Below are 23,315 nucleotides of genomic sequence, written 5' to 3'. Positions count from 1 at the left end.
GGCAGAAGGCCCGCACAGCCCGGACGTCCTAGCACAGAAAATCCGGCTGCGCAAAATGCCAAAACCGTAAAACGGCGGCATGGCCGTCACCTTCAGGCAACGGCCAGCTGACGAGAGCGCGAGGCCAGATGCGCGGCCGAGGAAATTACCCCCGCGCCAGGCAGGCGACCCTCCATCGCCGGTGTCAGGACCGACCATTCCCAAGCATCCGGCTGGGCGAAAAGTTCGCGCAGCAATTTGTTGGTCATGGCATGGCCGGCACGGTGACCGGTATAGCGCGCCAGCAGCGGCGCGCCAGCCAGCGCAAGATCGCCCACCGCATCCAGCATCTTGTGACGCACGGCCTCGTCACGGTGGCGCAGGCCGCCCGGCGACAGCACCTTGTCGCCATCGACCACCACGGCGTTCAGATAGGTGCCCCCAAGCGCAAGGCCGTTTTTCTGCATCTGCACCACATCCGCCTGACGGCAGAAGGTGCGGCTGTCCATCAACTCATGCACGAAACTGCCATTGGCCATATCAAGGCGTTTTTCCTGACGGCCAATCGCAGCATCGACGAAATCAATGTCGAAGTGGATTTCCAGATGATCGGCGGGCGACAGGCGGGCAAAAGCCTCGCCCTGACGCACCTCGACCTCGCGCAGCACCCGAATCGCGCGCAACGGCGCATGCTGCTGGCGCAGGCCGGCATCCAGGATGCCCTGCACGAACGGGGCGGACGACCCATCCAGAATCGGCACTTCCGGTCCGTTCACCTCGATGACGGCATTGTTGATGCCGGTGCCCGACAGCGCGGCCATGACATGCTCTACCGTCGAAACGGTGGCGCCCCGACCGTTATCGAGCAAGGTGCAAAGCTGCGAAGGCGTCACATGGTCCCAGCGCGCAGGAATCCGCGCGCGGTTCAGATCGGTGCGCACGAAGGTGATGCCATGGTCAATCGGGGCCGGCAGGATCGCCAGCCGCACGGCCGCACCCGAATGCAGTCCGACTCCGCGGAACTGGGCTTTCTGAGCGATGGTGGTCTGCATGGTCTTGCCTGCCGATTATTGTGATCTACGTGCCGCGACATTTCCGCGACCTGAGGATGAGTTAGGCACGCCCTGCCGATTGCTCAAATAACCTTTTGTAACGGGGTGAAACATTCGGCGGCGGGTTCTGCACCCACCCTGCAGCCCGCAGGCAATTTATTGAATTTTAAACAAAAAAGGACCGCCGAAGCGGTCCTTTGCGATTCTGTTACTGGAATCTTGTGATCGGCTCAGTTTGCCTGACGGCGCAAGAAAGCGGGAATCTCGACATTGTCGCCGGCCCGGTCGGGGCTGGCCAGATCGTCGAATCCCGCGTCGAAACCACTGCGCGACCGGGCCGCGACCCGCTCGTTCACGCGCTCGGCGATGGTCGAGGGCGCAGGCTTGTCGGCCTGCTCGCCATGGCCCGAGATGCGCTCAAGCATGCGGCTAAGGCCACCCATGCGGCTTTGGTTGCGCGGCTGCTCGGCCGGCTCTTGCTGAGTCGCGCGCTGCTGGGCAGCCGCCTGACGCTCGGGCGCTTTCTGCACGGCGGCGGCCAGACGTTGCATCACCGCATCCGAGGGCGTGCCCACCGGCGCCTGAGGACGACGGGTCGGTGCGACAAAACCGCCCGCATCGCCGTTCAGCGCATCGCTTTGCGCGGCCGGAGCGGCCGGCTGACGCAGATCGGGCTGATAGGCCGGACGGGGCATGTCTTCCTCGTCATATTGCGCGGCGGGGGCAGAGGGCTGCGGACGCGACACCGGCGCGGCCTCGGCCATCGGCGCGACGCGGCGCGGCGGTACCGACAACTCTTCCTCGACCGGCTTTTGCGCGACGGGCGGATTCTGGGTCAGCGGCTCTTTCATGCCACGACGCGGCACCGGAACCTCGGCCACCGAAGCGTCGATACCGGTCGCTACGACGGAAACGCGGATCGCCCCCTCCATCGACGGGTCCAGGGTCGAGCCGACGATGATGTTGGCATCGGCATCGACTTTCTCGCGGATCTTCTCGGCCGCCTCGTCCATTTCGAACAGCGTCAGATCGTAACCGCCGGTAATGTTGATCAGCACGCCCTTGGCGCCATTCAGGCTAATTTCGTCCAGAAGCGGGTTGGCGATGGCCTTTTCCGCCGCCTGCACGGCGCGGTTTTCACCCGAGGCTTCGCCGGTGCCCATCATGGCCTTGCCCATCTCGTCCATGACCGCGCGCACGTCGGCAAAGTCGAGGTTGATCAGGCCCGGACGCACCATCAGATCGGTCACGCCCTTGACGCCCTGATACAGCACGTCATCGGCCATCGCGAAGGCTTCGGTGAAGGTGGTCTTTTCGTTGGCCAGCCGGAACAGGTTCTGGTTGGGAATGATGATCAGCGTGTCGACGACCTTTTGCAGCGCCTCGACGCCTTCCTCGGCCTGACGCATGCGCTTGGTGCCCTCGAACTGGAAGGGCTTGGTGACGACGCCGACGGTCAGGATGCCCATCTCGCGCGCGGCCTGAGCGATGATCGGGGCAGCGCCGGTGCCGGTGCCGCCGCCCATTCCGGCGGTGATGAAGCACATATGCGCGCCCATCAGATGATCGACGATGTCCTCGATCGTCTCTTCGGCGGCCTTGGCGCCGATCGACGGCTTGGCGCCCGCGCCCAGCCCCTCGGTCACTTTGGGACCGATCTGGATGCGGCTTTCGGACTTGGAGGCCTGCAGAGCCTGCGCGTCGGTATTCGCCACGACGAACTCGACGCCCTCCAGCTGCTTGTCGATCATGTTGTTGACCGCGTTGCCGCCTGCACCACCGACGCCGAAGACGGTAATGCGCGGCTTCAATTCCTGGTCATCATTCAGCATCAGGTGAATCTGCCGTTCCATGTCTCGCCTGCCTTCATCTGTTGCGCCGGACATCTGCGCAGTCCGGTCGAATCCCCGTATTCTGGCCAGCCTAGCCAGATTCGTGCCGAGCGTCACCCAAAAAACACACCCCGCATACCAAATATCGCGGTGAACGCTGGGGTTTTCGGCGGCATCTTGCCCATTCGCCTGCATATGGTGGAGGCACAGGCCCACACCACCGCATCCGGGTTCCGCCCCCCTACCAGTTGTTGCGGAACCAGCGATAGGCCCGGCGCAAACTGCGCGCGGGATAGTGTTCGGCGGGCATGTCGAAGTCCCACCATTCATCCTGCGGATGCGCGGTCAGCAGCGCCAACCCGATGGCCGAAGAGAACCCCGGCGCGGTCGCATTATGCGGCAGGCCCTGAATGCGCAAAGGCCGGCCGATACGCACGTTCTGCCCCAGCATGCGCGAGGCCAGCACATCCAGCCCAGGGATCTGGCTACCGCCTCCGGTCAGCACGATCTGGCGCGCCGGCATGTATTCGAACCCCGCCGCATCCAGAATCTCGCCCACCTTCTCAAGGATCTCCTCGACGCGCGGGCGCATGATGCCGATCAGGTCGGCGCGGCTGACGGCGCGGCGGTCAGTGTCCCAATCGCCGGTTTCGCCGCCCAACTCGATCATTTCGCGGTCGTCGCGGCCGGTCGCCTCCAGCCCGCCATGCAGCGTCTTGAGCCGCTCGGCCACGGCATGGCTGACCCGCAGCCCCTTGGCGATATCCTGGGTGATCAACTCGCCGCCGAACCGGACGGCATCGGCAAAGATCATGTGCTTCTTGATGAAGACCGAGACGCCGGTGGTGCCGCCGCCCAGATCAATGCAGGCAGCGCCCAGTTCCTGCTCGTCCTCGACCAGCGCCGCAAGGCCCGAGGCGTATGAGGCCGAGGCCACACCCGCCAGCTCCATGTCGCAGCGCCGGATGCAATGCACCAGATTGCTGGCGGCATCGCCGTCTATGGTCAGCACGTGCATGTCACAGGTCAGCTTGCCGCCCGACTGGTCGCGCGGATCCGACAGACCCGAGCGATTGTCGATGGCAAAGTTCACCGGCTGGGCATGCAGCACCTCGCGCCCGCGGCCGAAATCCGGCACGTCGCAAGAGGCAAGGACGCGGGCCACATCGCCCTCGGTCACCTTGCCAGAGGGCAGCACAATCTCTCCCGCCAGGCCATAGCTTGCGGGGCGCGCGCCCGAAATGCACGCGATGACGTGATCGACGCGCACGCCCGCGACCTTTTGCGCCGACTGGATCACGGTGCGGATGGCGCGCTCGGTCTCGGCCATGGTCTCGATCTCGCCATAGCGCATCCCGCGCGAACGGGTGGTGGCGGTGCCGATGACGCGGAAGTTCGACTGGCCGGCCATGGGGCCGACACCATCGGTTTCGCGGAACTGGCTGGGGCCGTCGAACTGCAGGACAAGGCAGGCGATTTTCGAGGTTCCGATATCCAGAACCGCGATGACGCCGCGCTGCATGGCCTGGCGGCGCATGTTCCGCATCGCCCGCTGCCCTTGATACAGATCCGTCATTTCCGCTGCCTCCTCAAGCCGTTAGCCGCTCTTTTTGGTCGTGTTCGTCGCCTTGCCCGCCGTCGCCCCGGCCTCAAGGGGCTTGCCATCCGGGCCCAGTTCCGGCTGACCCCGGGCCTGGCGGATGGCGTTTTGCGCCTCCAACCCAAGCTGGACCACCGGCCGCGCCTCTTGCCGCAGATCGACGACGCTGATGTCGCGGTCCAGCATGTGCTGGGCGCGGTCCAGCGCGATGACGCGCTCCAGCGCCTGCAGGGCCTTGTCCTCGGGCAGCTTGATGCGCTGGCCGCGATCCAGCACCACGTCCCAGCGTCGCTCGCCCATTCGCTCCAGCCCGCGCAGGCGTGGCAAGATCGGGCCGGCGGCATCGATCAGCGCCAGCGCCTCGGGTGCGGCACGATCAGCCCCCTCGCCAGCGATGATCGGCAGATCGCCCCGCACATCGCGCGACGTGACCGACGCGACGCGGTGCCCGGTCTTGTCCAGCAACTCGATACCGCGCGCATGGCGCCACAGCACCACCGGCACGCGTTCGGTCACGACAGCAGACAAGACCCCGCCCGGCTTGATGCGCAGGTCCACCGCCTCGACCGCGTCAAGCTTGAGCACGCGTTCGCGCAGTTTTTCCAGATCGAGGTCAAAGCTCGAGGCAGGCAGTTCCACCGGCAACATGGCGCGCAGGCCCTTGTCCACGACCGGAGAAGCGCCCTCGATGGTCATCATCTTGACCATGAACTCGTCGCGATGCTGAACATGGTCCACGACGGCGTCGATACCGCCGGTCAGATTGGCGCGACGGGTGTCGTCCGACAGCCAGATCCCTGCCACCAAGGCCGCCAGAAAGGCCGGCAGTCCGACATGCACCAACCGCCGCACCAGCGGGCGCAGCATCAGCCGGTTCAGCCGATAGGCCAGCCGCGAAGGCGCAGGGTCCCTGCGCGTCGTGCGCTGTTGCACGGGGGCCGGGCGCGCAGGGGCGGGACGTGCCGGCGCCGGCCTGCTGTCCGCGCCTTGCCCGCGCTGGAATGGGTTCAGGCCCTGCATAGCGTGTCCTCGACGATCCAGCGGCATAGCGCCGGGAAGTCCATGCCGACATGGGCCGCCTGTTCGGGCGCAAGCGAGGTTGGCGTCATGCCGGGCTGCGTGTTCACCTCGAGGATAATCAGCCCCTCAAGGCCGCGGGTGTCGTCCCAGCGGAAATCGCTGCGGCTCAGCCCCCGGCACCCCAGCGCCTGATGCGCCTGCACAGCCTGCTTGCGACAGGCGGCAGCGATTTCCTCGGGAATATCGGCCGGGATGACGTGGCGCGACCCGCCGGGCGTGTATTTGGCATCATAGTCATACCAGCCCTCGGTCACGATTTCGGTTACGCCAAGCGCGCGATCGCCCAGAACGGCGACGGTCAGTTCGCGGCCGGGGGCATAGGTTTCGACCATGACCCGCGCGGGCATCTGTTCGGAAAGCTGCGGCGGGCCGTTCGCGGCCTCGTGCACGATATAGACCCCGACCGACGACCCCTCGTCATTCGGCTTGACGACATAGGGCGGCGCCATGACGTGGCGGGCGCGCACCTCAGCGGCATCGGCGATCACGCTTTCCAACACCGGCAGGCCGGCAAGGCGCAGGACATCCTTGGCGCGGGTCTTGTCCATGGCCAGGGCCGAGGCCAGCACGCCGGAATGCGTATAGGGATAGCCCAGCCACTCCAGCAGGCCCTGCACGCAGCCGTCTTCGCCCCAGCGGCCATGCAGGGCGTTGAAGACAACGTCCGGCGCATGCTCGGCCAGACGCGCGGGCAGATCCCTGCCCGCATCCAATTCGACGACTTCATAGCCCGCCTGCCGCAGCGCAACCGCGCATTCATGCCCCGACGACAGCGAAACCTCGCGCTCGGCCGAGGGCCCGCCCATCAGGACGACGACTTTCGGGGCTGTCCTGCTCGACCTGCCCACCAATTCCTGCCTCTTATCCCCGGTTGATCCGGGTATTTATCGGATCAGGATAGCGGCTTGGACGGAATCGCAAAAGTCCCTATTTCGCGTTTTGCGCGATAATTCCGGCAATGTCGGCGACTTACGGCTTATGCGGGTCAGGATCGCCGATGCGGATGACCTCCCATTGCAGCTCGTGCCCGCTGGTCTCGCGCACCTTCTGGCGCACCAACTCACCCAGGGCCTCCAGTTCGGCCGCCGTGGCGCCATCCGCATTCAGCAGGAAATTCGGATGCTTTTCCGACATCTGCGCCCCGCCCAAGCGATGACCGCGCAGGCCCGCCGCATCGATCAGCGACCAGGCCTTCAACTCGTGACTGTCATCCGCCCGCCCGGTCGAGGAAAACCCGGCCGGGTTGCGGAAGGTCGATCCCGCGCTGCGTTCGCGCGTCGGCTGGCTGGCGTCGCGGCGGGCAAGTTGCTGTTCCATCGTCGCGGCCAAGGTGGCCGGGTCGCCCGGTTCGGCATGAAAGCGGGCTTGCGTCACCACCCAACCTTCGGGGATTTCCGAGTGGCGATAGGCCAGACGCAGATCGGCAGCCGGAATTTCATGAACGCTGCCATCCCGCGCCACAGCACGGACCGCGATCAGGTGATCGGCGATATAGGTGCCATAACAGCCTGCATTCATCCGCACCGCGCCACCGACGCTGCCCGGAATGGTGCGCAGGAATGTCAGGTCCAGCCCCGCCTCGGCCGCGCGGCGCGCGACATGGGCATCCAGCGCCGCCGCGCCCGCCGTGACGACACCGCCGTCGCAAGAGATGGTGTTGAAGCCGCGTCCCAGCCGGACCACCACGCCGCGAATGCCGCCATCGCGCACGATCAGGTTCGAGCCGACGCCCATCGCAAATACCTGCACCGCCGGGTCAAGGCCGCGCAGGAAATCCGCCAGATCCTCTTCGTCTGTGGGCTGGAAAAGCCAGTCGGCAGGGCCGCCGACCCGCAGCCAGGTCAAGTCGGCAAGGGCTCGGTTTGGGGTCAGGGTGCCGCGCGGGCTAGGGAGCATCTGGGTCATGCTGCCGCTCCTAATCAGCGCAGCGCAAGGCGTCAATGCGGCCGCTACCCGCCGCGTTCCGTATCAACCGCAGCCGAAGCATCGCGATGCGGCCGCGCGATTACTCCATGGCGCTGAAGATGACGGCCAGCCCGGCCAGCGCAACGATGCACATCACATCCCATGCCGGGCGCAGCGGCGCGCGCGGCGCCTCTGGCGGCCGCAACCGGTCGTAAAGCCAGCGCAGGAACGCCCCCGCCACCAGCCCGCCTGCCGCAATCAGCATCAACATGCTCAGCAACATGCCGATGATGCCAGCCAGATAACCACCCGTCTTGCTTTCGCCGATCAGATAGCACAACCCGGCCGCGACAAGCAGGGTCGCCAGACCGATCCCCATCGCCCCGAAAGAGCGCGAGGCCATGCGCACCGCCCCGAACCACATGGTCGTGGCGAGGGTCAGCCCGACGATCAGCCAGACGACTTCCATCCGCTCAATGCGCCCCGTGCCGGGGTCCGCGCCCGCTGCGCGAGGCAAAGGGCGGCCAGACCAGCAGCGACAGGCCCAGCGACAGGAACAACACGCCAAAGCCCGGCCCGCAAAGATAGGTCAGCCAGCCCAGCACCGGCACGCCGCACAGCACCAGTGTCCAAAGCGCCGAATTGCGCCAGCGCATCCGCACGAAAGGCAAAAGGCACGCCAACACGCCCCACAGTACCGCACAAAGCGCCGCCGTGGCGGGATGGCTGGCCAGCGCGATCACGCGGCCTCCTCCGTCAGGCGTTCAGGCAGGTTGTTGGCCCAGGTCGAGATCGTTCCGGCGCCAAGGCAGACCACCATGTCGCCCGGCCGCGCCTGTTCGCGCACCAGCCGCGACAGATCGGCCTCGTCGATCACCGAGCGGGCATGACGGTGGCCATGGGCAATCAGGCCGGCCACCAGATCGTCGCGGCTGGCGCCTGGAATGGGGTCCTCGCCTGCCGAATAGACCTCGGCGATGGCCACGACGTCGGCTTCGTTGAAGCAGGTGCAGAAATCGTCGAAAAGGCTGGACAGCCGGCTATAGCGATGCGGCTGATGCACGGCGATGACCCGGCCTTTCGTCGCCTGGCGGGCGGCTTTCAGAACCGCCGCGATCTCGACCGGGTGGTGGCCGTAATCGTCGATGATGGTGACACCCCCCACTTCGCCCACACGGGTAAAGCGGCGGCTGACCCCGCCGAACCGGGCCAGCGCCTCGCGGATCTGGGCGCGCTTCATCCCCAGATGGCGGGCGACGGCGACGGCGGCCAGCGCGTTCGAGACGTTGTGGTCGCCCGGCATCGGCAAGGTGCAGCCCTCGATAACCGGGGCCTGGCCGTCGTTCAGTTCTGCCTCGCCCTGCAAGGCGATGTCGAAATGCGCAACCCCGGATTCATAGCGCAGGTTCACGGCGCGCACGTCGGCCTGAGCGTTGAAGCCAAAGGTCACGACGCGGCGGTCGGTCAGCCTGCCGACCAGCGATTGCACCTCCGGGTGGTCGGTGCAGCAGACGGCCAGCCCATAAAAGGGAATGTTCGAGACGAAATCCTGAAAGCCTTTGCGCAGCGCGTCGAAACTGCCCCAATGCTCCATATGCTCGGGGTCGATGTTGGTCACAATTGCGATAGTTGCGGGCAGACGGTTGAAGCTGCCATCCGATTCGTCGGCCTCGACCACCATCCATTCGCCTGCCCCGGCGCGCGCGTTCGAGCCATAGGCGTGGATCACCCCGCCGTTGATGACCGTCGGGTCGAAGCCTCCGGCGTCCAGCAGCGTGGCGACCATGGTGGTGGTCGTGGTCTTGCCATGCGTGCCGGCAATGGCAACGTTGGATTTCAACCGCATCAACTCGGCCAGCATCTCGGCCCGGCGCACCACGGGCAGGCCACGGCGGCGTGCTTCTTCCAGCTCGGGGTTGCCCTTCTTGATCGCGGTCGAGATCACGACCACGCCGGCATCTCCAATGTTTTCAGCCGACTGACCTTCGAAGATGGCGGCGCCCAGCGTCTCCAGCCGGTCGGTGATCTTCGAGCGCTTTGCGTCCGAGCCCTGCACCTGATAGCCCAGCGTCATCAGCACCTCGGCGATGCCGGACATGCCGATGCCGCCGATGCCGATGAAATGGATGGGGCCAAGCTCGCCCGGAAGTTTGGTCGCTGCGTTCATCGGGTAAGTTCCGTCACTAAATCTGCAAGGCGCTGCGCCGCATCGGGGCGGGCAAGCGTTAGCGCCGCTGCTGCCATCGTGGTGGCGCGGGCACTGTCGGAAAGGATGTCCCGCATGTCGCGCCTGAGGCTCTCGGCGTCAAGCACGGATTCGGGCATCAGAAGCGCCGCGCCGGATTCGGCAAGGGCGCGGGCGTTGGCGGTCTGGTGGTCGCCGGTGGCGGCGGCATAGGGGATCAGGATCGCCGGACGGCCGATCACCGTGATGTCAGCGATTGAGGACGCCCCCGCCCGGCTGACCACCAGTTGGCAGTCCGCCAGCCGCTGCGGGACGTCGTCGAAAAACGGCCGCACCACCGCGGCGATGCCGGCCGCGCGATAGGCGTCGGTGACACGCTCGGTATCCTCGGCCCGGGCCTGATGGCTGACCGACAGGCGGGCGCGCAACTCTGCAGGCAGGCCGGCGATGGCTGCGGGCACCACGTCGGACAGAACACGCGCGCCTTGACTGCCGCCGATCACCAACAGGTTCACCCCCCCCGCACCCGGAGACGTATAAGGCGCCCCCGCTCGGTCCAGCACCGCCTGCCGCACCGGATTGCCGGTGTGGATGCCGGTGACACCCGACGGCAGCTCGGTCGGCCAGGTACCGCAGGCCACGCGATCCACCCGCCGTGCAAAAAATGCGTTCACGCGGCCCATGACGCCGTTTTGTTCGTGGATCATGCGCGGGATGCGCAACATCAGCGCCGCCGACATGGCCGGGATCGTCGGATAACCGCCAAAGCCCACCACTGCGGCGGGACGGTCTGCCCGCATCGCCCGGATCGCGGCCCAAATGCCGGCGCCGATGCGAAAGGGCACAGCCAGCTTGGCCGGCGCGCCGCCTCGGGCGGTTGTGGCGGAACTGACCACCTCGCGCACGACTTCGGGCGGGAAGGCGCCGGCATAGCGCGCGCCGCGCTCATCAGTCGAAAGCTTGACCCGCCAGCCCTGCGCCAGCAACACCTCGGCCAGCGATTGTGCGGGAAACATATGACCGCCGGTCCCTCCGGCGGCGATCAGGCATAGCGGACCGGAACTCATCCCCGCCCTCGCCCAAGCACGTCGCCGATCCGGCCCTGCGGACGCGAGCGGGTCAGTGCCAGAAGCATCCCCAGAGCAATCCCCGATGCAATCACCGACGAACCGCCATAGCTGACGAAGGGCAGCGTCATGCCCTTGGCGGGCAGCAGCCGCACCGCCACGCCCATATTTATCAGTGCCTGCACACCAAAGGCGCAGGCCAGCCCGGTGCCGGCGATGCGGACAAAGGGGTCGCGTTCACCCTGAAGCCGCAAGAGCGAGCGGATGACGATGGTGGTGTAAAGAGCGATGATGATCAGGACCAGGATCAGGCCATATTCCTCGGCCGCGACCGCGATGATGAAATCGGTATGCGCGTCGGGCAGCGACCACTTAACCGAGCCCTCGCCCACGCCCACGCCGAAGAATCCGCCCTCCTGAATGGCGTTGGTGGCATAGCCAAGCTGGGTGCGCGGATCAATCTCGGCCGCCAGAAAGCCGTTGATGCGCCGGGCGAAGTGCTCGGATGCGCCATAGGCGAAGATACCGCCGACGCAGGCCAGCCCCATCACGCCGCCCAGCAGGTAAAGCGGCGCGCCGGCGATGAAATACATCACGCACCACGAAAACAGCACCAGCGAAGCCTGACCAAAGTCGGGCTGCATGGCCAGCAACAGGACCACCACGACGGCCAGCCCGAATGAAAAGGACTTGCCGGGGGGGCCGCCGACCTCTTGGCTCGCCGCCATGAACCATGCGCAGATGGCGACGAAACAGGGCTTGAGGAATTCGGAGGGTTGCACCGACATCCCGCCCGGCAACCGCAGCCAGCGCACCGCGCCCTTGCCGAAATCGGTGCCGACAAAGGGCAATACAGCCAGCACCACGAACGCGACAAGAAAGCCCATCACGCCGATCCGTCGCACCATTCTGGGCGAAAAGGTCGAGATCACCAGCATCACCGCCAGCGCCATCGCGCCGAACACCGCTTGCCGGGTGACGTAATAGAACTGTGGCAGGCCGTTCTTTTCGGCCAGCGGCACCGATGCCGCCAGGCCCAAAAGCAGCCCTACCGCGAAAAGCCCCAGCACACAGGCCAAGGACCACCGGTCCACGGTGCGCCACCAACGTGGAAGAATCGGGTCACCTGCCCGTACGGGCGTGGTGCCAAAGACCATCTCGGTCATGGGATACCGCCGTCACTGCCTCGATATACGTGCCCGTTTTCCGGGTCTGCGGGCAGCATAGCGCGATTAGGGACAGCGCGCTACCACGGATTGGTTAACACATGCGACAGACGCTTACACCGCCAGCAGGGCGGGAAAAGCACCCCCGGCCCATCCTGCCGCCCTGCCCCCTTTTCCTTGGCCCTGCGGGGGATTAACTATCCCCAAGCCGTGCAAAAGGATCGCCCATGCTTTACCAGACCAAGGCCGGATGGATGGCCGCCCCAAAAAAGCGTGTGCTTTTCTTTGGCATGTCCGGGCTGGGCAAGACGTTCCTTGCCTCGATGCTGCGCGCCTCGGGTGATTGGTTCCATTACTCGATCGATTACCGCATCGGCACCCGCTACATGGGCGAGTTGATCGCCGACAACTTCAAGCGCGAGGCGATGAAGGTGCCGTTCCTGCGTGAACTGCTGCTGTCGGATTCGGTCTATATCGCCAGCAACATCACCTTTGAGAACCTCGCCCCGCTTTCGACCTATCTGGGCAAGCCGGGCAGCGTCACCCGCGGCGGGCTGGAGTTCGAGGAATACATGCGCCGTCAGGCCCAGCACCGGGCCGCCGAGATCGCCGCACTGCTGGATTCCGGCCATTTCATCCGACGCGCCCAGGAAATATATGCCTTCGACCATTTCGTCTGCGATTCCGGCGGCTCGGTCTGCGAGGTGGTGGACCCGTTCGCGGAAAGCGACCCGGTGCTGGATGCGCTGGAACGCGAATTGCTGCTGGTGTGGATCAAGGGCTCGGACGCCCATACCGAAGAGCTGGTGCGCCGCTTCGACCGCGCGCCCAAGCCGATGTATTACCAGCCTGAATTCCTCGACCGCGCATGGACCGACTACCGGGTCGAAAAGGGCCTGCGCGAGGATCAGGTGAACCCCGACGAATTCATCCGCTGGACCTATGCCCGGGCGCTGGCCCACCGCCAGCCACGATACGAGGCCATGGCGCGACGTGGCGTAACGCTGCTGGCCGAAGAGGTCGTTCAGGTAAAAACCCCGGACGATCTGATCGCCTTGATCGGCCATGCCATCGAAAGACGGCCATCGACAGAAAGGACGCATGATGCCCATCACCCTGCCAAATGACCTGCCCGCCTATGACATCCTGTCGAACGAAGGCGTCATGGTCATGTCGCCGGGCCGGGCGGCGATGCAGGACATCCGGCCGCTGCGGATCGGCCTGCTGAACCTGATGCCGAAAAAGATCCAGACGGAAAACCAGTTCGCCCGGCTGATCGGCGCAACGCCTCTGCAGATCGACTTTCAGTTGATCCGCATGTCCGATCACGAAAGCCGCAACACCGCCGCCGATCATCTGGCCGCATTTTACCGCCGCTTCAGCGAAGTCGAGGAAACGGGCGAGAAGTTCGACGGGCTCATCATCACCGGCGCCCCCATCGAGCACCTGCCCTTTGATCAGGTGACCTATTGGGACGAGTTGACGCGCGTCTTCGACTGGACGCAAAGCCATGTCCACTCGACCTTCGGCGTCTGCTGGGGCGGTATGGCGATGGCCTGGCATTTCCACCGGCTGAAAAAGCACCTGCTGGATCACAAGGCCTTCGGCTGCTTCCGGCATCGCAACCTGACCCCGGCCAGCCCCTATCTGCGCGGTTTTTCCGACGATGTGCTGGTTCCCGTCAGCCGCTGGACCGAGGTGCGCCAGGACGAGGTGGACGCCATCCCGGCGCTGCAGACGCTGATCGCCTCGGATCAGGTCGGGCCTTGCCTGTTGCAGGACCCGGATCACCGTGCGCTTTATGTCTTCAACCATTTCGAATATGACAGCACGACGCTCAAGGACGAATATGATCGCGACGCGACCGCGGGCAAACCAGTCAACGTGCCGGTGAACTATTACCCCGACAACGACCCCACGCGTCCGCCGACGAACCGCTGGCGCAGCCATGCCCACCTGCTTTACGGCAACTGGATCAACGAAATCTACCAGACCACCCATTTCGACCTGAACCGCATCGGCGAGGCGTGACATGGCCAGCAACGGCAAGAAAAACGACAAGCCGAAATCGCTGCCCGATCTTCCCTTCGTGGGCGCGATCACCCGCTATCTGGAAAAGGACGCCCCCGAGACGTTACGCAAGAAGGTCGTGGCAGCGGACGGCAAGCGCATTCTCGATCCATCCTATCCCTATGCCGAAGAGATGAAGGGCAAGGAATACGACGTGCAGATGCAGGGGCTGCAACTGCAGCTTGTCCGGCTGATGCGCGACGTGATCCATACGGGCAAGCGCGTGGTCGTGCTGTTCGAGGGCCGCGACGCCGCCGGCAAGGGCGGCACCATCGAGCGGGTGCGCGAGAACCTGAACCCGCGATCCGCCTATATCGTCGCCCTGCCCAAACCCAGCGAACGCGAGGCGGACGAGTGGTATTTCCAGCGCTACGTCGACTGGCTGCCCGCCCGCGGCGAAATCGCATTGTTCGACCGAAGCTGGTATAACCGCGGGGTGGTCGAAAAGGTTTTCGGCTTCAGCTCGGACGCGCAGCGCGAGACCTTTTTCCGCCAGTTGCCACTGTTTGAAAACATGCTGGTCGATGACGGGGTGATTCTGGTCAAACTGTGGCTCGAGGTGGGCCGCGCCGAACAGCTTACCCGCTTTCTCGACCGAGAGCAGGATCCGCTGAAACAATGGAAGCTCAGCCCTGTTGATGTCGAGGGGCTGGCAAAATGGGACGACTACACCGCGGCGATCCACGACACCTTGCTGCGCAGCCATTCCGGCATCGCACCATGGACCGTGATCCGCGCCGACGACAAGCGCCGCGCCCGGCTCGCCGCCATCCAGACCATCCTGCGCGCGGTCGAGTTCGCCGGACGCGATGACGACCTGATCGGCAAGCCCGACCCGCAGATCGCTGGTGGCCCCGAGATCCTGCCCGGATAAGGCCCCGGAACACCCGACTTGGGCCGCGCGTTCAACGACAGGCAAGCAAGGATCACCGATGGCCCGACCGTTCCAGATCACCGCCCCTGCCGCCAAAGCGTTGCGGCCCGTCCTTAGCGGGCTCGCCAGCCTTTTCGCCCTGCTCTGGCTGGCGCTGTTGCCGGCGCAGGCCCAAGATCTGCCCGACTGGCAGCATGTCCGCATCAATGATTTCGCCGACCTGCTGACGCCCGAGGACGCACAGACCATCGACACGGCGCTGGCTTTGCTCAAGGACCAGACCGGCATCGAGGGAACGGTCGTCACCCTGTCCGACCGCGCGCGCTATGGCGGGACCGACGGACTTGAACCATTCGCCACCCGGCTCTTCAACCACTGGGGCGTAGGTGAGGCCACGCGCAACGATGGCTTCATGGTGCTCGTGCTGGCACAGGATCGCGAGGCCCGTATCGAGCTGGGCAGCGGCTACGAAAACGATGCCGATATTCTTGCGCAAGAGATCATGCGCAACACCATGCTGCCCGCCTTGCGTGACGGCCGGATTTCGCATGGCATCCGCGAAGCAACGCAAGCTGTGATCGAACTGATCGCCCAGCCGACCGCAGCAGGCCATCCGGCGGGGGGATCCAAAGACAGCCTGATGGACCGCCTCGTCCCCTACATCTTCGGCGGCGCATGGTTGCTGATCCTTGGCGGCATCGCGCGGCAGATCTGGCGACGCAACCGGTGCCCGCAATGCGGCCGGCGCGGATTGGAAACTGCCACCACGCCGCTGGAAACACCATTGCCCGAAGGCGGCCATTTGGTCTCGCATGACAATGTAACCCGCCGCTGCTTGGCCTGCGGCTGGACCGAGACAAGGCAGAGCCTGCGGCCTCGGACTGTCTGGTATGGACCAACCGGCACCATGCTGCGCAGCGAGCCCACACCGGGCTATCGCAGCGCCTCACGCGGTTCTTCGGGCTTCGGCGGCGGCTCGTCGCGCGGCGGAGGCGCATCGGGTCGCTGGTAGGCACCGCCGTGCTTGCGAGGGCCTCGCTGGACCGCTAGCCTCGGTTCAAACTGCCCCAAGGAAAACACGGACATGAAATCTATTCGCTTCCCCGCCCTTGCGCTGGCGCTGGCCAGCACCAGCCTGACGGCCGCCTGGGCCGCAGATTCTCAACTGACGGTCTTTGACTGGGCCGGGTTCGAGGAGCCAGTGATCTTCCAAGGCTATATCAACCAGCATGGCGACAGCCCGACCTTCGCCTTCTATGGCGATGACGACGAGGCTTATCAAAAGCTGGCCTCGGGCTTCAAAGCGGACCTGGCGCATCCATGTTCCCAGATGGTCTCGAAATACCGCGATGCCGGGTTGATCGAGCCTTGGGACGTGTCCAGGATTCCGGCCTTTGAAACCCTTGATCCCAAGTTCCTCGAATCGGAAATTTTCAAGGATGATCAGGGCGTCTGGTATATCCCGACCGATTGGGGCGCGACCGCCATCGCCTATAACACGGACAATGTCCCGCCCGAGGACGTCGCCAGCCTGAACATCTTTACCGACCCGAAATATCAAGGCCGTACCTCGCTGCCCGATTCGGCTGACGACGTCTGGGCGCTGGCTTATCTTGCGACCGGCACCACCGACTGGACCGAAGTCACCGACGACCAGTTCAACGCCGCTGCCGACTGGCTGCGCCAGGCGCATCAGAACGTCGCAGCCTATTGGGCCGACCCGGCCGAGCAGGCGCAACTGATGGCCTCGGGCGCGGTGGACGTCGCATGGTCCTGGAACGATGGCGTGGTGCTGCTGGAAAACGACGGCTTCCCAGTGGGTTTCCAGCGCGCCCCGAAAGAGGGCAGTTCGACCTTTTTCTGCGGCTTCGTCAATCTCAAGAACGGGCCGGGCAACGAAGATAAAGCCTACGATTTCATCAACGCCTGGCTCGCCCCCGAAGCAGCAAAAGGCCTTCTGGACACGATCGGCTACGGCCACACCTCAACCGTGGCCATGGACACGATCAAGGACGAGCCGGCGGTCCAAGAGGGACTCTCGGCCGTGGATGCCCCGATCCTGGCCCAGACCCCGAACGACCCCCAGCAGCGTGAACGCCAATTGCAGGAATTCGAAAAGATCAAGGCCGGCTTCTGATCCCGCCCCTTGCTTGCATCGCCCCGCCCCACTGGCAGGGCATTTCGCCCATGGCACGGCCCGCATGGGTATTTGGACAACAGAGAAGGGCGCGCGCCGCGTTTCGACCTTGGCGTATTCTTCCGTGTCGAAATATCCCAAGGGGTGAATTGGCCCGTACCGCGGGCCAAGAGGGGAACGGCGTTCCCCTCTCTTGCGTGCAGCCGGCACCGGCCCTATATTCAAGCCGTTCGGGTTCGCCCGGGCTATGGACATAAACGCGCAGGTAATAAGCGGATCGGACCCGGGGGCGGTACCCGGCGGCTCCACCAAAATCCCTCGTTGGGGGCACATGGGGCCGAAACAGGATCGACGAACGTCTAAAGCTGTTTGCTTTGTCTCGGTGAGCTACCACCGTTATCGGTGCAAAATGTACAGTTGCCAACGACAACCGTGCTCCGGTCGCTCTGGCTGCGTAAGCAGCTCGGGTAACCGAAACTTAAGCCCTTCCGCCTAGCAGCGTAAGGCGGGGCCCGCAGGAGCCTGGCAACAGAATCCTGCACCTTATTATCCATCTCATACCGTGCTGTTTTCCTTGGGCTTCTGTTGTCCAGTTTTGCGAAGTTTTACAGTTTGCGTTCACGATAATCCCTCAGCAGAGAGTGAGCGCCGGCCTTCTTGTCCTCATGGCGGCTGTATCGCTCGACCATTTCCACCGACAATCCTATTGCATCGCTGATCTGCGGTCCTGTGTATCCAAGCCGCCTCAGGCTGGTGACTGCGTTGGCGCGCAGGCCGTGCCATACCGCCCCATCCAGTTCCGGATGCTTGCCCCTGAACTCGTCAAACACCTTCCACAGCTGATTCGTGCTGATGGGCTTGCCGGCGCTCTTGCCAACGCCTTGCAGCAGGAAGGGACCCGGGCGCTTTTCCCAGGTCGTCATCTCGGCCGCCAGTTCGGGGAAGATCGGACAGACGGGCCGCACTCCGGTCTTTTTCTGCCGCAGAGACAGCGTTTCGCCGTCCACGTCAGTCCACCCCAGCCGAACAATGTCGCTGGCCCGCTGGCCTGTGTAGCGCGCCAAGAAGTATGCCCGCCGCAGCACCCCCGTGAAGTTCATCTCGGCAAATGCGATCTGTTCCGGCGTCCAAGGCTTGTGTCCCTCATTGCTCTGGTATGTCTTCACGCCATGCGTCGGGTCGGTCGTCAGGTGACCCACCGGCCCCCTCGCCCAGGAACACATGCTGCGCAGCGCATAGAGGATGTTGTTTGCCCTGCCCGGCTTCTCCGTCCCGATCTTGACGATCAGCGCTTCCACATCGGCCGGCATCAGGTCGGCGGCAGGTAGGTTGCCCCAGATCTTCTTCACCACCGCCAGATAACGCCGGTAATAGTCCTGCGTAGACGGCGCGAGCTTCTTCCGCAGACCAGGCCAAGCCGCGATATATGCATCAATCAGCGCGCCAATCGTATCCGTCCGCTCGGGAACCCCCTCAATCTTGTTGATCATGGCCCAGAACTCGGGTTGCCGAGGATCGTCAGGAAGGCGGATGCGAGCGCCGGGTTGCACCGTTCCCCGCCCCTCTTGATAGTAGTAGTAGGTCCGGCCCCGGGACTTTACGCGATGGACCCCGCGCGGCAGTGAAATCTTAAATGACATCGTGCAACACCTTTTGGAATGGACTGACGGGATCGCCGGCCGGCGGGGTCAGCTTTGCCTCAACATCGGCCCAGCACCACCGAACAGAACCCGCCAGGCGGCACGGCTTGGGCAGAATGCCCTTTTTGGTCCAATCATCGACCGTCGCCTCGGAGACGCAGAGTTCCGCCGCGAGTGTCGACTTGTCGGGATAAGCCGGGGGACGGTCCCCCAATGCAGGACGGCGGGCCATGTCAGCACCCCCTTTCGATGGCATGATCGGATCGCGCCACCTTCTCGAGGTTGGTGATATCCAAAGCATTTTGCAGATTATGCGCCAGCAAACCGAGCTTGCTGGCGACTTCCGACGCCGCTTCCGTGTTACCGAACCCGGCATCCAGCATATTCTCCAACGCCCCTGCCGCGCAGCGCACTTTCAAGGCGAGGGATTGTTGTTCAGCAAGATAGGCTTCGAGCGAGGGGGTCATAGGCCGACCCTCCGCTCCAGGTCGAGCGTTGCCGCGACCAGCATATCAGACAGCATCCACGCGGGATGCTTGTTGCTATTGAGGTCGTTCGCCTCGATCACCGTTTGCAGGGCCATTGCCAGCGCGCGAACCTCGCTCGCCAACCGGTAGGTTGCATCGTGGTCCTGTTCGTAGGTCTGCCCGCAAGGGGGATTGATATCGCTCGACGTTTGCACCATGTTCATGGGCAAGATCCTTTTTCTTCGTGGTTTAGGATTGCATGAGACCGTCAGGGTGGCCGCCCTGGCGGTCTTGTTCGTTCTGGCCGGCTGCAGCGATGGCCTTGCGAAGATGAAAGACGATTTCCGCGTTCATCGAACGCTCGTTCTCGCCCGCCATCGCCTTGATTCGGTCCCGCATTCCGTCTGGCATCCTGACAATGTATCTTTCAGTGCAGGTTCGGTGTTGCATTTTGCCCTCATAGTGTCCGATGGACTTATAGTGTCCGATGGACGCTATTGCGTCAATCTAGAAAATGCGTCCAATGGCCATCATGGCACAGAACACTGAAAATCGCGCGCTCAACGATAAATTCATGCTCCGCCTTCCCGATGGGATGCGGGACCGGATCAAGGCCGCCGCAGAACGAAACAACCGCAGTATGAACGCCGAAATCGTCATGGCGTTGGAATACTGGCTTGAGGCAGACCTGCCTTATGAACTCGCAGTCAGCGCGGGCGCAGGCCCTGAAGATGCTCGCAGGATGGGAATGGAAGACTGGACAGAGCGCAGCGAAATCATTGAGGATACGTTCAAGCAAGAGCTTGAACGATCAATAGATTTCCTTAACCAGCTTCGACGTCAGCTTAAGGTTCGACACACCAAGCCCGAGTCAGATGACTAACCAATGATCCTGATCCCCAACGAGCAAACGAAGCTTCTGGCGAACGCGCTGAACTGCTGAACGCAGTCATGCATCTTTGTACCCAGAGCAAGTCAGTGAGCCCCTCATGCATTATACCTGCCCCTATTGCCAGATCCGGCAGATTGTCCAAGCAGACCAGCGCTATGTTGAAACAGTTCATATCCATGTGGAGAAAAACGCAGAAGGACAGATAGGCTTTACAATCGAAGCCACTACTTGCGCCAACCCTGACTGTGCGCAAACCACCCTAATCGGTCGCCTTAGAAATATGAGAACTGACGCAATCGGTCGCATGAGTCCGACGCCCGGTTCTCTCGAGTCTTGGACATTGCGCCCACAAGGGGCAGCTCGACCCATTCCTGACTACATTCCTCAAGCTATCAGGGAAGACTATACTGAGGCTTGCCGCATCCGCGACCTAAGTCCAAAGGCCGCTGCGACCCTGATCCGTCGCTGCCTCCAAAGCATGATAAGAGATTTCTGCAACATCAAAAAGCATAGCTTGGATCAAGAAATCAAAGCACTAAGAGGGGCGGTGGACGCAGGAACCGCGCCTAGGGGCGTATCGGACGAGAGCGTCGATGCCATCGACCGGATTAGAGCAATTGGCAACATCGGCGCCCATATGGAAAAGGATATCGATCTCATTATTCCGGTGGAACCCGACGAAGCGCAGCTCTTGATCGAGCTGACCGAGATGCTGTTCGACGAATGGTATATCGCACGGGAAAAGCGTGGCGCTCGACTTGCTGCCCTCAAAGAGATGGCAGACAGCAAAAAGGAACTCCGCACCCCTCAACTACCCCCTGACACAGGGGCATAGCCGAAGCGAATTGGTGTCAGGCTTCTGACTCAGGGCGCTATCTTCCGCAAGATCGCGTCGAACAAGCGGTCGAGGCGGGCGGGTGTGAGTTGCATGACATAGCGGCGCTTGGGGCGTATCCGCTCGAATGTCCGGTCCAGAAGCCGCGCGGTCAGCTTGCGCGGGTAATGCCGCAGCACCCCCGCCACGTGTTTTGCCTTGGACGAACAGGACGCCCCGCAATACCGCTGAACGGCGCGCCGCCGTCGATACAATGCCCCGCACCATTCGCATGGCGCCCATTGTGCATCACGCACCGCTGCAAGCTGGCAGGTTTTCGAGCAATACTCCTGCGTCCTACGGCGTGGACGGAAGCCCTTGCCGCAATGACGGCAGGCTCGCGTCTCCCTTATACCTCTGTTGGCGCGATGATTGCATTCCAAGGAGCAGAACTTTGCGGCAAGACGGCGAGTAAGCGGCATCGGAGTTCCACACTGGGCGCAGGTTTTCCCCTGCTTCAAGGCCAGAGCCGCCTCACGCTCCAGTTGCCGGACGCTCTGCTTATAGCATCTGGTCGAGCAGTATTTTCGATTTGCGTGGTGGTTCTCAGGTAATGGCGCGGCACAGTGCGCACACCGCGCAGTCAGATCGAGCGATGCTTCGTCACGATCTTTATCACTTGATCCTCCCCCGCGCTTTTCAGCAGGCTGAGGTTGCTGTGATAACTGCTCTTGCACACGTCCCCGCAGAACTTGAAATGACCCTCGGGCAATGGCACGTGACAGCGAACGCAGCGGGTCCGCTCGATCAGGGTTCCTGCGTGAATGATCCATTCCGGTTGTCCTTCATCCCAGCCCGGACGGGTGGCCCGCACCGCCCGGAAAGCTTCGTTCAGCATCTCGCGGGCCATGTCGTCGGCGTCCTGCCAGCGCCAGCCCTGCCGGCAGAGGTCGGCCCTGATACCGGCGCGCAAGGGGCCTTCCAGCCCGAACAGCGTGGCCGTCGCGCCAGCCTCGAACGCCAGCCGGATCACCGCCACCAGTTCCTTCACCAGCATCTCGAACCGGCCCTTGCCAAGCTGGCCGCGCCGGGCTTCCCGTTCTCGTCTTGCAGCGATGATCCAGCCAGCGGTTGAGGTTGAATTGCAGGAAGCTGTCGCGGTCGAAGGGCGAATGCTCGGCCTTCTTCGCCTTGTCCCGATATGGGCGCGACGCAGGCTGGTGCCCTCGTCCACGGCCTGGCTGTCGCCAAGGATAATCGCGGGCAGCGCGGCGGGCTTCTGGTTGGTGTCGAGGATCTGCACCGGGGGAACGCCCACGGCAGTGGTGGTCAGGCGGGCGCGGATGGCTTTCTGCACTTCCAGATCGATATTCATTTCGCCTCCCGGATTGCTTTGCCGATGGCCCGCTTGATGCGAGCCAAGGCCCGCTTTCGGGTCATGCGGAAGGCCGGCCAGAAGAACGGCTGCGCTTGCGAATTGACGGTGCCGTATTCGACCAGATGGGGATAGCGCACGGCGGTATTGCCCACAGTGATTGCCACCTCGTTTTCAGGGACCACCATTGAGCCGCCCGGCTGGCTATAGGGCGGCGTGGATTGCCCCGGCCCGGTGACGGTGATCGAGCCTATCAGGTCGCCCGTATCCTCGGGGGCCAGCGCCTCCATGGCGTCCTGTATCTCATAGGCCGATTTCATCAGCGCAGGCTTGACCGCCTCGCGGGCAGCCTTGGGGATGGCCCGCATGCGCTTCTGGAAGCTGGAAAGACCGCCATCATCCGCCATCAGAACGCCCACTCTCGATATTCATTGACAATCTCGGCCACGCCGAACGGCAGGCTGCGGCTCACGTCGCTGACCGCCTCGCGGTTCTCGAACCACCATGCGGCAAGCTGCATCACCGCTTCTTTCAGCGATGCCGGGATGATGGCCGGATCGGGGTAACGCTCGGCAAAGGTGTATCCCAGCAAGCGTTCGACGTGATCCTGGGCGGCTTCGATCTTGCCGGAAATCAGGGCGTCATCTGCGTCCTGATCTGCCGTCAACCCAAGCTGGTCTTTCATCTGTTCAAGCGTGACGATTGCCATGTCAGGCTCCATCATTGCGGATGATTGGCGTCGCAGGCAGCACATCCGCTTGCAGCTTCATCACCGAGTTCGCGCTGTCGAAAACCTCGACAAGGGCCGTAACCAACCCGAACCACGCCCGGCTTGAGACGCCATCTGGAAGCACCAGACGGAAAGGGTAGTGGTTAGTCGAGCGTGCGGCAGTCCAGAGAAGCACCTGCCCCGGATCAGACGGATCATTGCCCAAGACAATTTGCATGGGCGACTGGCGCAGGGCAGTCTTCACGGAATACTCAACCAGGTAGCCGTCAGGGCCGTCATATTCCTCGGTTGCCAGATCTGTGGACGCTACACCCCATTGCACGCCCAACAGACCAAGGGCTTCCGTCTCGCCGATCTCGACCCAGCCCGCGACAGGCAGAACGCCACCAGCGCCCCGTGCAGGGGCGTCGGCGATATAGAGCCGGGCACCAGCGGTCGGGTAAAGCATGG

28 protein-coding genes and 1 other RNA gene are annotated in these 23,315 nt (G+C 63.6%); 8 read left to right on the top strand and 21 right to left on the bottom strand.

Annotated features, from left to right (window positions below; genetic code table 11):
- Positions 1-92 precede the first annotated feature (92 nt).
- The 11 genes from lpxC to JWJ88_RS13755 form a co-directional block, all read right to left on the bottom strand.
- Positions 93-1,031, bottom strand: coding sequence for a UDP-3-O-acyl-N-acetylglucosamine deacetylase (gene lpxC / locus JWJ88_RS13805; protein ID WP_205296366.1), 939 nt, complete (start codon positions 1,029-1,031; stop codon positions 93-95).
- Positions 1,032-1,261: 230 nt separating this feature from the next.
- Positions 1,262-2,884 carry a cell division protein FtsZ gene (ftsZ, locus tag JWJ88_RS13800; protein WP_205296365.1) on the bottom strand — a complete coding sequence of 541 codons (1,623 nt, stop codon included), beginning with the start codon at positions 2,882-2,884 and terminating at the stop codon, positions 1,262-1,264.
- 220 nt (positions 2,885-3,104) lie between these two features.
- On the bottom strand, positions 3,105-4,439 hold the full coding sequence (gene ftsA, locus JWJ88_RS13795; protein WP_205296364.1) for a cell division protein FtsA: 1,335 nt from the start codon (positions 4,437-4,439) through the stop codon (positions 3,105-3,107).
- Positions 4,440-4,460: 21 nt separating this feature from the next.
- Positions 4,461-5,483 (bottom strand): cell division protein FtsQ/DivIB, encoded by a 1,023-nt coding sequence (locus JWJ88_RS13790; RefSeq protein ID WP_205296363.1) that lies wholly within the window; start codon positions 5,481-5,483, stop codon positions 4,461-4,463.
- The gene (locus JWJ88_RS13785; RefSeq protein WP_205296362.1) at positions 5,471-6,394 is read right to left on the bottom strand and encodes a D-alanine--D-alanine ligase; all 924 of its coding nucleotides are present in this window, start codon (positions 6,392-6,394) and stop codon (positions 5,471-5,473) included. Before JWJ88_RS13785 ends, JWJ88_RS13790 begins: the two co-directional genes overlap by 13 nt.
- A gap of 118 nt (positions 6,395-6,512) precedes the next feature.
- Positions 6,513-7,439, bottom strand: a complete 927-nt coding sequence (gene murB / locus JWJ88_RS13780; protein ID WP_205296853.1) for a UDP-N-acetylmuramate dehydrogenase — start codon at positions 7,437-7,439, stop codon at positions 6,513-6,515.
- Positions 7,440-7,548: 109 nt separating this feature from the next.
- On the bottom strand, positions 7,549-7,917 hold the full coding sequence (locus tag JWJ88_RS13775; protein WP_205296361.1) for a hypothetical protein: 369 nt from the start codon (positions 7,915-7,917) through the stop codon (positions 7,549-7,551).
- A 4-nt stretch (positions 7,918-7,921) separates the two neighbouring features.
- On the bottom strand, positions 7,922-8,191 hold the full coding sequence (locus JWJ88_RS13770; RefSeq protein WP_205296360.1) for a DUF2484 family protein: 270 nt from the start codon (positions 8,189-8,191) through the stop codon (positions 7,922-7,924).
- A complete protein-coding gene (gene murC, locus JWJ88_RS13765) occupies positions 8,188-9,615 on the bottom strand; it encodes a UDP-N-acetylmuramate--L-alanine ligase (RefSeq protein ID WP_205296359.1) in 1,428 nt (475 codons plus the stop codon). The genes JWJ88_RS13770 and murC overlap by 4 nt, the downstream gene beginning before the upstream one ends.
- On the bottom strand, positions 9,612-10,700 hold the full coding sequence (locus tag JWJ88_RS13760) for a UDP-N-acetylglucosamine--N-acetylmuramyl-(pentapeptide) pyrophosphoryl-undecaprenol N-acetylglucosamine transferase (protein ID WP_205296358.1): 1,089 nt from the start codon (positions 10,698-10,700) through the stop codon (positions 9,612-9,614). Before JWJ88_RS13760 ends, murC begins: the two co-directional genes overlap by 4 nt.
- The gene (locus tag JWJ88_RS13755; protein WP_205296357.1) at positions 10,697-11,866 is read right to left on the bottom strand and encodes a peptidoglycan glycosyltransferase FtsW; all 1,170 of its coding nucleotides are present in this window, start codon (positions 11,864-11,866) and stop codon (positions 10,697-10,699) included. Before JWJ88_RS13755 ends, JWJ88_RS13760 begins: the two co-directional genes overlap by 4 nt.
- Positions 11,867-12,093: 227 nt before the next feature.
- Between JWJ88_RS13755 and JWJ88_RS13750 the strand changes: the two genes are divergently transcribed.
- The 6 genes from JWJ88_RS13750 to ssrA all read left to right on the top strand — a co-directional run bounded on the left by JWJ88_RS13750 (position 12,094) and on the right by ssrA (position 17,490).
- On the top strand, positions 12,094-12,993 hold the full coding sequence (locus tag JWJ88_RS13750; protein ID WP_205296356.1) for an ATPase: 900 nt from the start codon (positions 12,094-12,096) through the stop codon (positions 12,991-12,993).
- The gene (locus tag JWJ88_RS13745; protein WP_205296852.1) at positions 12,971-13,897 is read left to right on the top strand and encodes a homoserine O-succinyltransferase; all 927 of its coding nucleotides are present in this window, start codon (positions 12,971-12,973) and stop codon (positions 13,895-13,897) included. The genes JWJ88_RS13750 and JWJ88_RS13745 overlap by 23 nt, the downstream gene beginning before the upstream one ends.
- 1 nt (position 13,898) lies before the next feature.
- Positions 13,899-14,810: a polyphosphate kinase 2 gene (ppk2, locus tag JWJ88_RS13740; protein WP_205296355.1), complete on the top strand. Its 912-nt coding sequence runs from the start codon at positions 13,899-13,901 to the stop codon at positions 14,808-14,810.
- Positions 14,811-14,868: 58 nt separating this feature from the next.
- Positions 14,869-15,822, top strand: a complete 954-nt coding sequence (locus tag JWJ88_RS13735; protein ID WP_205296354.1) for a TPM domain-containing protein — start codon at positions 14,869-14,871, stop codon at positions 15,820-15,822.
- A 72-nt stretch (positions 15,823-15,894) separates the two neighbouring features.
- Positions 15,895-16,947, top strand: a complete 1,053-nt coding sequence (locus JWJ88_RS13730; RefSeq protein WP_205296353.1) for an ABC transporter substrate-binding protein — start codon at positions 15,895-15,897, stop codon at positions 16,945-16,947.
- Positions 16,948-17,136: 189 nt separating this feature from the next.
- Positions 17,137-17,490: a transfer-messenger RNA gene (gene ssrA, locus JWJ88_RS13725) on the top strand.
- A 62-nt stretch (positions 17,491-17,552) separates the two neighbouring features.
- Here ssrA and JWJ88_RS13720 read toward each other — a convergent pair.
- The 5 genes from JWJ88_RS13720 to JWJ88_RS13700 form a co-directional block, all read right to left on the bottom strand.
- The gene (locus JWJ88_RS13720) at positions 17,553-18,437 is read right to left on the bottom strand and encodes a tyrosine-type recombinase/integrase (RefSeq protein ID WP_240200324.1); all 885 of its coding nucleotides are present in this window, start codon (positions 18,435-18,437) and stop codon (positions 17,553-17,555) included.
- Between the two features lie 139 nt (positions 18,438-18,576).
- Positions 18,577-18,819 carry a helix-turn-helix transcriptional regulator gene (locus JWJ88_RS13715; RefSeq protein WP_205296351.1) on the bottom strand — a complete coding sequence of 81 codons (243 nt, stop codon included), beginning with the start codon at positions 18,817-18,819 and terminating at the stop codon, positions 18,577-18,579.
- A gap of 1 nt (position 18,820) precedes the next feature.
- Positions 18,821-19,054, bottom strand: coding sequence for a hypothetical protein (locus JWJ88_RS13710; protein ID WP_205296350.1), 234 nt, complete (start codon positions 19,052-19,054; stop codon positions 18,821-18,823).
- Positions 19,051-19,278: a hypothetical protein gene (locus JWJ88_RS13705; protein ID WP_205296349.1), complete on the bottom strand. Its 228-nt coding sequence runs from the start codon at positions 19,276-19,278 to the stop codon at positions 19,051-19,053. The genes JWJ88_RS13710 and JWJ88_RS13705 overlap by 4 nt, the downstream gene beginning before the upstream one ends.
- A 25-nt stretch (positions 19,279-19,303) precedes the next feature.
- A complete protein-coding gene (locus JWJ88_RS13700) occupies positions 19,304-19,453 on the bottom strand; it encodes an Arc family DNA-binding protein (protein ID WP_240200323.1) in 150 nt (49 codons plus the stop codon).
- A 124-nt stretch (positions 19,454-19,577) separates the two neighbouring features.
- On the opposite strand from JWJ88_RS13700, the gene JWJ88_RS13695 reads away from it, so the two are divergent.
- The gene (locus JWJ88_RS13695) at positions 19,578-19,937 is read left to right on the top strand and encodes an Arc family DNA-binding protein (RefSeq protein WP_240200322.1); all 360 of its coding nucleotides are present in this window, start codon (positions 19,578-19,580) and stop codon (positions 19,935-19,937) included.
- Between the two features lie 106 nt (positions 19,938-20,043).
- Positions 20,044-20,781, top strand: coding sequence for a DUF4145 domain-containing protein (locus JWJ88_RS13690; protein ID WP_205296347.1), 738 nt, complete (start codon positions 20,044-20,046; stop codon positions 20,779-20,781).
- 29 nt (positions 20,782-20,810) lie between these two features.
- Here the strand turns inward: JWJ88_RS13690 and JWJ88_RS13685 are convergent, their stop codons facing one another.
- The 5 genes from JWJ88_RS13685 to JWJ88_RS13665 all read right to left on the bottom strand — a co-directional run bounded on the left by JWJ88_RS13685 (position 20,811) and on the right by JWJ88_RS13665 (position 23,313).
- A complete protein-coding gene (locus JWJ88_RS13685; protein WP_205296346.1) occupies positions 20,811-20,969 on the bottom strand; it encodes a hypothetical protein in 159 nt (52 codons plus the stop codon).
- A 434-nt stretch (positions 20,970-21,403) separates the two neighbouring features.
- A complete protein-coding gene (locus tag JWJ88_RS13680) occupies positions 21,404-22,135 on the bottom strand; it encodes a hypothetical protein (RefSeq protein WP_240200321.1) in 732 nt (243 codons plus the stop codon).
- Positions 22,132-22,542 (bottom strand): HK97-gp10 family putative phage morphogenesis protein, encoded by a 411-nt coding sequence (locus JWJ88_RS13675; protein ID WP_205296345.1) that lies wholly within the window; start codon positions 22,540-22,542, stop codon positions 22,132-22,134. Before JWJ88_RS13675 ends, JWJ88_RS13680 begins: the two co-directional genes overlap by 4 nt.
- A complete protein-coding gene (locus JWJ88_RS13670; RefSeq protein ID WP_205296344.1) occupies positions 22,542-22,844 on the bottom strand; it encodes a head-tail connector protein in 303 nt (100 codons plus the stop codon). Before JWJ88_RS13670 ends, JWJ88_RS13675 begins: the two co-directional genes overlap by 1 nt.
- Before the next feature lies 1 nt (position 22,845).
- Positions 22,846-23,313, bottom strand: coding sequence for a hypothetical protein (locus JWJ88_RS13665; RefSeq protein ID WP_205296343.1), 468 nt, complete (start codon positions 23,311-23,313; stop codon positions 22,846-22,848).
- Between the last annotated feature and the right edge of the window lie 2 nt (positions 23,314-23,315).

Origin of the sequence: Paracoccus methylovorus, from assembly GCF_016919705.1 — a bacterium.
Lineage (GTDB): Bacteria > Pseudomonadota > Alphaproteobacteria > Rhodobacterales > Rhodobacteraceae > Paracoccus > Paracoccus methylovorus.
Note: the sequence above shows the minus strand (reverse complement) of the source record. Positions and strands in the feature narration are given on the sequence as shown.

What these genes read in the sequence shown, in the direction of transcription:
- JWJ88_RS13755 (WP_205296357.1), bottom strand. Translation starts at nt 11,866, where the DNA reads ATGACCGAGATGGTCTTTGGCACCACGCCCGTACGGGCAGGTGACCCG.
- JWJ88_RS13700 (WP_240200323.1), bottom strand. Translation starts at nt 19,453, where the DNA reads ATGCGGGACCGAATCAAGGCGATGGCGGGCGAGAACGAGCGTTCGATG.
- ftsZ (WP_205296365.1), bottom strand. Translation starts at nt 2,884, where the DNA reads ATGGAACGGCAGATTCACCTGATGCTGAATGATGACCAGGAATTGAAG.
- JWJ88_RS13745 (WP_205296852.1), top strand. Translation starts at nt 12,971, where the DNA reads ATGCCCATCACCCTGCCAAATGACCTGCCCGCCTATGACATCCTGTCG.
- murC (WP_205296359.1), bottom strand. Translation starts at nt 9,615, where the DNA reads ATGAACGCAGCGACCAAACTTCCGGGCGAGCTTGGCCCCATCCATTTC.
- lpxC (WP_205296366.1), bottom strand. Translation starts at nt 1,031, where the DNA reads ATGCAGACCACCATCGCTCAGAAAGCCCAGTTCCGCGGAGTCGGACTG.
- JWJ88_RS13720 (WP_240200324.1), bottom strand. Translation starts at nt 18,437, where the DNA reads ATGATCAACAAGATTGAGGGGGTTCCCGAGCGGACGGATACGATTGGC.
- JWJ88_RS13680 (WP_240200321.1), bottom strand. Translation starts at nt 22,135, where the DNA reads ATGAATATCGATCTGGAAGTGCAGAAAGCCATCCGCGCCCGCCTGACC.
- JWJ88_RS13670 (WP_205296344.1), bottom strand. Translation starts at nt 22,844, where the DNA reads ATGGCAATCGTCACGCTTGAACAGATGAAAGACCAGCTTGGGTTGACG.
- JWJ88_RS13730 (WP_205296353.1), top strand. Translation starts at nt 15,895, where the DNA reads ATGAAATCTATTCGCTTCCCCGCCCTTGCGCTGGCGCTGGCCAGCACC.
- JWJ88_RS13715 (WP_205296351.1), bottom strand. Translation starts at nt 18,819, where the DNA reads ATGGCCCGCCGTCCTGCATTGGGGGACCGTCCCCCGGCTTATCCCGAC.
- JWJ88_RS13675 (WP_205296345.1), bottom strand. Translation starts at nt 22,542, where the DNA reads ATGGCGGATGATGGCGGTCTTTCCAGCTTCCAGAAGCGCATGCGGGCC.
- ppk2 (WP_205296355.1), top strand. Translation starts at nt 13,899, where the DNA reads ATGGCCAGCAACGGCAAGAAAAACGACAAGCCGAAATCGCTGCCCGAT.
- JWJ88_RS13695 (WP_240200322.1), top strand. Translation starts at nt 19,578, where the DNA reads ATGGCCATCATGGCACAGAACACTGAAAATCGCGCGCTCAACGATAAA.
- JWJ88_RS13665 (WP_205296343.1), bottom strand. Translation starts at nt 23,313, where the DNA reads ATGCTTTACCCGACCGCTGGTGCCCGGCTCTATATCGCCGACGCCCCT.
- JWJ88_RS13710 (WP_205296350.1), bottom strand. Translation starts at nt 19,054, where the DNA reads ATGACCCCCTCGCTCGAAGCCTATCTTGCTGAACAACAATCCCTCGCC.
- ftsA (WP_205296364.1), bottom strand. Translation starts at nt 4,439, where the DNA reads ATGACGGATCTGTATCAAGGGCAGCGGGCGATGCGGAACATGCGCCGC.
- JWJ88_RS13775 (WP_205296361.1), bottom strand. Translation starts at nt 7,917, where the DNA reads ATGGAAGTCGTCTGGCTGATCGTCGGGCTGACCCTCGCCACGACCATG.
- murB (WP_205296853.1), bottom strand. Translation starts at nt 7,439, where the DNA reads ATGCTCCCTAGCCCGCGCGGCACCCTGACCCCAAACCGAGCCCTTGCC.
- JWJ88_RS13735 (WP_205296354.1), top strand. Translation starts at nt 14,869, where the DNA reads ATGGCCCGACCGTTCCAGATCACCGCCCCTGCCGCCAAAGCGTTGCGG.
- JWJ88_RS13790 (WP_205296363.1), bottom strand. Translation starts at nt 5,483, where the DNA reads ATGCAGGGCCTGAACCCATTCCAGCGCGGGCAAGGCGCGGACAGCAGG.
- JWJ88_RS13750 (WP_205296356.1), top strand. Translation starts at nt 12,094, where the DNA reads ATGCTTTACCAGACCAAGGCCGGATGGATGGCCGCCCCAAAAAAGCGT.
- JWJ88_RS13690 (WP_205296347.1), top strand. Translation starts at nt 20,044, where the DNA reads ATGCATTATACCTGCCCCTATTGCCAGATCCGGCAGATTGTCCAAGCA.
- JWJ88_RS13760 (WP_205296358.1), bottom strand. Translation starts at nt 10,700, where the DNA reads ATGAGTTCCGGTCCGCTATGCCTGATCGCCGCCGGAGGGACCGGCGGT.
- JWJ88_RS13705 (WP_205296349.1), bottom strand. Translation starts at nt 19,278, where the DNA reads ATGAACATGGTGCAAACGTCGAGCGATATCAATCCCCCTTGCGGGCAG.